The sequence below is a fragment of the Kitasatospora sp. NPDC047058 genome (genome assembly GCF_040643935.1).
GTDB lineage: Bacteria > Actinomycetota > Actinomycetes > Streptomycetales > Streptomycetaceae > Kitasatospora.
In genome coordinates, this window is record NZ_JBEYVJ010000080.1 from 22224 (window position 1) to 28223 (window position 6000).

The following is a 6000-nucleotide window of genomic DNA, read 5'->3' on the forward strand; positions in this document are numbered from 1 at the left end:
AGCGCGGCCTCGGTGGGAGGCCGCGCTCGCTCGGTGTGCGGTTGCCGGAGGAGCCGTTCGTCCGTCGGTCCGGCCGCCGGACGGGCTCAGCGCAGGGATTCCCCGCTCGCCACGACGACCCCGTACAGGTCGGCGACGGTCGCGAGGGCGGCCTGGTGGACCTGGCCGGCCGGCAGCCCGGTGCCCGCCGCCCGCAGCGGCCGCGTCGCGCAGGCGTCGGCGACCACGGTGGGGCGGTTGCCGCGCAGGAAGGCCCCCGCCGCGGTGAAGGTGACGCACATGTGGGTCATGAACCCGGCGACGATGACGTCCTGGTGCCCGGCGGCGTCGACGTGCCGGTCCAGGTCGGTCCCGTGGAACGCGTCCGGGGTCCGCTTGGCCACGACCGGCTCGCCCTCGGCCGGCGCCACGCTCGGGTGGATCCGGCCGATCTCCGCCCGGATGTCGTACGGGGTGCCCTCGCCGCCGTCGTTGACGACGTGGACGACCTTCGTGCCCGCCGCCCGGGCCCGGGCCAGCAGGGCGGCCGCGGAGTCGAGCGCGGCCTGCCAGCCCTCCAGCTCCATCACGCCGCGGGTGTAGGTGTTCTGGTAGTCGACCAGGATCAGCGTCGCGGCGCCGAGTGAGGCCGGCGTCCCGTCGAGGCCGTTGAGTTCGCGCAGGGTCGTCGTAGGCATGGGAGTCCCACTTCCGGTACGGGGTCGGGGTCGTCGGGCGGCTCCCGCGCCCGTTCCCGGTCCCGCGGTGAGCCGCCTCCGGAACGCTATGGCCGGGCGCTGCATGTCGGCAATGTCGACTAACATGCAGAAACGGACATCGGGACGGACGGCCCGTCAGGATCCCAAGGCGGCTGGGGGCGACCGGGCACACCCGGGGCACAACCGGGCACACCCGGGGACGGCCGGGGACAACCGGAACAGGAGACGCGAGGGCCTCGTGAGCACCGTGGAACGACTCGTCGTCGTCGTCCTCTTCGAGGGCGTCGACCTGCTCGACGTCACCGGTCCGCCCGAGGTGTTCTCCCTCGTGCGGCGTGAGACCGAGGACGCGTCCGGCTACCGCGTCGTGCTCGCCGCCGAGCGGACGGACCCGGTCACCACCTCGGCCGGCGTGCGCGTCCTCCCCGACCTCACCTTCGCGGAGGCGGCCGCCGGGAGCATCGACACCCTGCTGGTGCCCGGCTCGGTGGAGACCGACGCCCGGCGCCGCATCCACGCGCTCACCGATCCCGGCGTGGTCGCCTGGGTCAAGCGCCTGGCCGGGCGGGCCCGGCGGGTCGCCTCCGTCTGCGTCGGCGCGCACCTGCTCGCCGCCGCCGGACTGCTCGACGGCAAGCGCGCCACCACCCACTGGTCCACCGCGCAGCAGCTCGCCGCCGACCACCCGGCGGTCGAGGTCGACGCCGACCCGATCTTCATCCGCGAGGGCGACGTGTGGACCGGCGCCGGAATCAGCGCCTGCCTCGATCTGAGCCTCGCCCTGGTCGCGGACGACTTCGGCGAGGACGTCGCGCTGCGCGTCGCCCGGCAGCTGGTGATGTACCTCAAGCGCCCGGGTGGGCAGAGCCAGTTCAGCGTGCCGCTCGAACCCGTCTCCACCACCCGGCGGATCGAGGACCTGCGCCTCCACATCCTGCGCAACCTGGGCGGACCCCTCGGCGTCGCGGACCTCGCCGCGCACGCGCACGTGAGCGAGCGGCAGCTCACCCGGATCTTCAAGGCCGAGCTGGGCACGACCCCGAGCGTCTACGTCGAGTCGGCCCGGGTGGAACGGGCGCGCCACCAGCTGGAGTCCACCGATCTGACGCTCGACCGGATCGCCGCCGCCTGCGGCTTCGGCACCACGGACACCCTCGTCCGGGCGTTCCGCCGGCAGCTCGACACGACGCCGACGGAGTACCGCCTCCGCTTCCGTACCGTCCCGGGCTGATCCGCGGGACGGTACGGAAGCCCGGTCCGCGCCGGGGGGCCGGCCGGGGCCGGCGCCCCCCGGCGGCTCAGCGGAGCGGGCGGCAGAGCAGGGCGTCCGGGACGCCCGCGTGCAGCCAGCGCCAGGTCATCGCCACGCCCGCGACGTACTCGCCGGAGGCGCACTGGCCCTTGTAGTAGCCCGGGGCCCAGTCGCTCGCCGTGGAGTCGGCGTCGGGGGAGGCCGGGGGCCGGTTGTCGCCGTGGTCGAACCAGAGGACGTGGTTCGCCGTGGGCAGCTGGGAGCCGGCGGGCGCGCAGAGCAGCGCGGCCATCGCGTTGCCGTGGACGCTGTAGCCGACGGCGAAGTGGCCGGCCGGGCACTGGAGCTTGTTGTAGCCGGAGGCCCAGTCGCCGCCGGTGACGTAGCGCTCGTCGGTCACGGTGACCCAGGCGCCCGGTCCGGTGGCGGGCTGGGCGGCGTCGGTGCAGAGGCCGCGGCTGTCGCTGCGGCCCAGGCCGGCCAGCCGTTGGCCGTCCGGGCAGTTGCCCTTGCGGTTGCCGCTGCTCCAGTCGGGCAGGGCCAGCATGTGCCGGGACACGTTCTGGTCGGCGTGGTCCAGGTCGAGCACGTTCCAGCGCGGCGCGACGGGGACCTGGCCGGTGTACGAGGGGGCGGCGACCAGCCGGTTCCAGGCGTCGGCGCGCCAGTCGCCCTGGTCCTCGATGCTCAGCCGGCGGCCGTTGGAGTCGTAGTGGAGCAGCGCCCAACTGTCCTGCGGAACACCGTCGTTGTGCCAGCCGACCAGTGGCCAGACGGCGAAGTCGGTGTCGCGGGCGGCCAGGATCGCGGTGAAGCGGTCGAACCAGGCGTGTTCCTTGGCGTCGGTCGAGCCCCGGCCGCCCGCGCCGAACTCGCTGATCCAGACCGGGGCGGTGAAGTGCTGCCCGGTCCGGGTGACGAAGAGCGCCTCCTCGTCCACCACCGCGGCCAGTTGCTCGGGCGTGAAGTCCTGGTAGCGGGGGTCGCCGGTGGCGCCCGGCCCGCTGCCGGCGCCGGTGTTGGCCGGGCCGGTGTACCCGTAGAAGTGCGCCGAGTAGACCAGCTTGCCGGAGTCGATCAGGGTGTGCGAGAGCGTGGCGACCGGCTTGAGCTGCGGGCGGCCGTGGTACAGGCCGGCCAGCGGGATGCCCTGCCAGTTGATGCCCTCCATGACGATCAGCAGGTCGGGCGCGGTCTGCAGGATCCGGTTGCCCGCCTCCTCGAAGGCGGCGTACTCGTCGTGGCTGTCGCCCATGCCCCAGTTGGGGTCGTCCCAGACGTCGCGGCGGACCTCGTTGCGCAGGTCGGCGCCGACCACGCGCTTGTTCGCGCGGTACCGGTTCGCCATGAACAGCCAGTCGTCCTCCCACTGTGCGGTGGACTGGCTGCTGTTCCAGCGCTCGTTGCCGTCCAGGCCGCAGCAGAAGCGGTAGGTGGTGGTGTGGTTGTTCAGGATCACGGCGAACCCGTCGGCGGTCAGGGCCGCCACCACGGCGTCGTAGACCTGGAGCGGGGTGCTGCCCCGCAGCTGCGGGTTGGCGGCGACGGCGGCGTCCGGGACGACCGAGGTGTCGTGCACCATCGCGTCCGCGAACGGAAGCCGGACGCTGTTCAGGCCGAGGCTGTGGAAGCCGGCCAGGATCTCGGGGAGCGGGGCCCGGTCGAGCCCGAGCGGCAGGTTGTAGGAGACCTGGCCGGCCTGGTTGTTCGCCGGGTCCGTGGTGGTGCCGCTGCCCTGCCAGGTGCCCTGGGCGCCGGCCCAGTTGCCCGACTTGAGCTTGAACCGGTTGTCGGCCGCGTCGACGATGTAGCGCCCGCGGGTGCTCAGCGGCCCCGTCCACGAGGCGGCCAGCTGGGCGCCGGTGAGCGGTACGGGGGCGGCGGCCGGTGCGGAGGCGGTCGTGCCGGCGGCTGCTCCGGCGGCGGTCCCGGAGGCCGCGGTGGCGGTCCCGGAGGGCAGGACGAGCAGGGCCGACAGGGCCGTTGCCGCGGACAGCACGCGGAGTGCGAGTCTTCTCATGGTGGTCCCGAACTGGTGAGGGTGGTGGGCGCCGGCCGCCCCCCGCCGGGCGCCGGCCCGCATGTACACGGTCATCCGGGATCCTGGCACACCATCAGCTCCGCCGGGAGACCCCGATCCGCCTGCGCCGCCCGCCGGTTCGGCTCGGTCGCGCCGCGGTCAGGACGCCTCCTGGTGCAGTTCCAGCGCGACCAGCAGGTGGATCGCCGCCTCCGTCCACGGCGCCACCGCCGCCCGGGCGGGCCCGCTGACCAGCGCCGTCGCGACCGCCCGCACCAGTGCCGCGCCGCTGTGCAGGCCCGTGCGCTGCAGCCCGCCGGCCGCCGCGGCGAGGCGGTCGCGCGCCGTGTGCTGGTGGCCGCGCAGGCCGGTGTGGGCGACCTCGGCGAGGGCGGCGAGGCCCGCCTCCAGGGCCTGGATGAGGGGATCCGGGGTGCGCGGCGCGGCCGGGGCGAGCGCGCCCGTGCCGTCGCCCGCCGCCAGGTCGGGGACGACCAGCCCGTCCGCGGTGAGGACGGCCAGCGGGTCGAGCACCGGGTGACCGCCCTCCCGGCGCAGCAGGCCGCTGACGAAGCGGACCCGCCCGCCGTCGAGCGCCTCGGCCAGCGCGTCCAACCGGCCGGGGCAGACCGGGTCGTGCTCGGCGCGGACCAGCGCGGCCGTGCCGGTCGGGTCGCGGACGGCCGCCTCGAACCGCTGCCGGCCCGCGTCGTAGCCGACGGACTCCACGGCGGCGACCGCCAGGACCCGGGCCGTGTCGGCCTCCACCCGGGGCCGGACCAGCCGGGGCGGCCGGTCCTCCCAGGCCCGCAGCTGCGCGGTGAGATCGCGGACCAGCAGCGGCGCGGGCAGGTCGGCCCAGGCGGAGCCGACCGGGGTGATGCTCGTGGCGGCCACCCGACCGCGGCCGATGGTCACCGTCCGGCCGGCGCTGCGGGAGATGTGCTCGCTGACGATGTTGGCGCCGGCCAGCGCCCGCAGCGGGGAGCCGAGCAGGCGCCGGGCCGCGAGCCCGGCACCGGTGGGGAGTCGGCCCTCCGGCAGTTCCCAGCGCTTGCGGAGCACCAGGGCGATCCCGGCGTCCGGCTGCGCGAGGTACACCTCGGCCGAGCGTTCCGTCGAGCCGTCCGCCGCCGTCCGGCCGGAGATCCGGCAGCCGAGGGCGACCAGCCGGACCCGGCGCAGCGGGGTGTCGGCCGGCTCCCGGGTGCCGAGCACGCCCGGCCGGTCGACCGCGCCGGCCCGCCGGCGGGCGTGCAGTTCGGCGATCAGCGCGGCGGCCCGCGCCGCCTCGTACCGGGCGTCGCGCGCCGCGTAGGCGTCGACCTGCCCGCGCAGCTCGGTGAGCAGGGCGGCCGGCCAGTGCAGGGCGGCCCGGGACAGTGCCGCACCCGTGCGGTCCAGCTGGGCGGCGAACACCGGGGTGGTGTTCGCGACGCCGTCCAGCAGCAGCTCGTCCGCGAGGGCCGCGGCCTCGGCCAGGGGGTCGGGGGCGGCGTCCCGGCTCGTGCCGGGGGCGGCGTTGCGGTCCGGCCCGGCGGGCGCGGGGCCGCCGACCGCGACCTGCACGGTCGTACGGGCGCCGTCGGGGGCACCATCGGCCCCGGCCGCCGCCTCGGCCTCGGCGTCGGCCGTGCGGAAGGCCCAGACGGCGAGCGCGATCGTCTCGCCGCGCAGCGGCGTGGCGGCGTCGGTCAGCGCGTAGCCGAGCTCGTGCGGGACGGGGAAGCGCACGGTGCAGGCCGCCAGCTCCACCCAGGGAACGGGCTGTGCGGCGTCGGCGCGGTGCACGGTCGCCGCGTAGCCGCGGTCGAAGGCGCGGCGCGCCGCGGCCAGGGCCGTCCGGCCGAGCGCGGCCGTCAGCTGCGCGTCGTCGAACGCGCCCGGGGACCAGACGGTCACCGGCGGGGCGCCCGGCCCGGCCGGCCCGGCCGCCGGGTGCAGCCGCTGGTAGGCCAGGACCAGCCCGATCAGGTGCCGGCACACACCCGTGGCGGCGCAGCTGCACCCGGCCGCGTCCAGGCCGGCGC

At 76.2% G+C, this 6000-nt stretch carries 4 protein-coding genes; 1 reads left to right on the forward strand and 3 read right to left on the reverse strand.

Annotated elements, in window-relative coordinates; translation table 11 throughout:
• Window positions 1–86: 86 nt before the first annotated feature.
• On the reverse strand, window positions 87–677 hold the full coding sequence (locus ABZ885_RS15355; RefSeq protein ID WP_360187872.1) for an isochorismatase family protein: 591 nt from the start codon (window positions 675–677) through the stop codon (window positions 87–89).
• A 259-nt stretch (window positions 678–936) separates the two neighbouring features.
• Between ABZ885_RS15355 and ABZ885_RS15360 the strand changes: the two genes are divergently transcribed.
• Window positions 937–1929 (forward strand): DJ-1/PfpI family protein, encoded by a 993-nt coding sequence (locus tag ABZ885_RS15360; RefSeq protein ID WP_360187873.1) that lies wholly within the window; start codon window positions 937–939, stop codon window positions 1927–1929.
• A 67-nt stretch (window positions 1930–1996) separates the two neighbouring features.
• Here ABZ885_RS15360 and ABZ885_RS15365 read toward each other — a convergent pair whose 3' ends face one another.
• Window positions 1997–4045, reverse strand: a complete 2049-nt coding sequence (locus ABZ885_RS15365; protein WP_360187875.1) for a cellulase family glycosylhydrolase — start codon at window positions 4043–4045, stop codon at window positions 1997–1999.
• A gap of 84 nt (window positions 4046–4129) precedes the next feature.
• Window positions 4130–6000: hypothetical protein (locus ABZ885_RS15370; protein ID WP_360187876.1), on the reverse strand; the 1871-nt coding region annotated here is incomplete at its 5' end.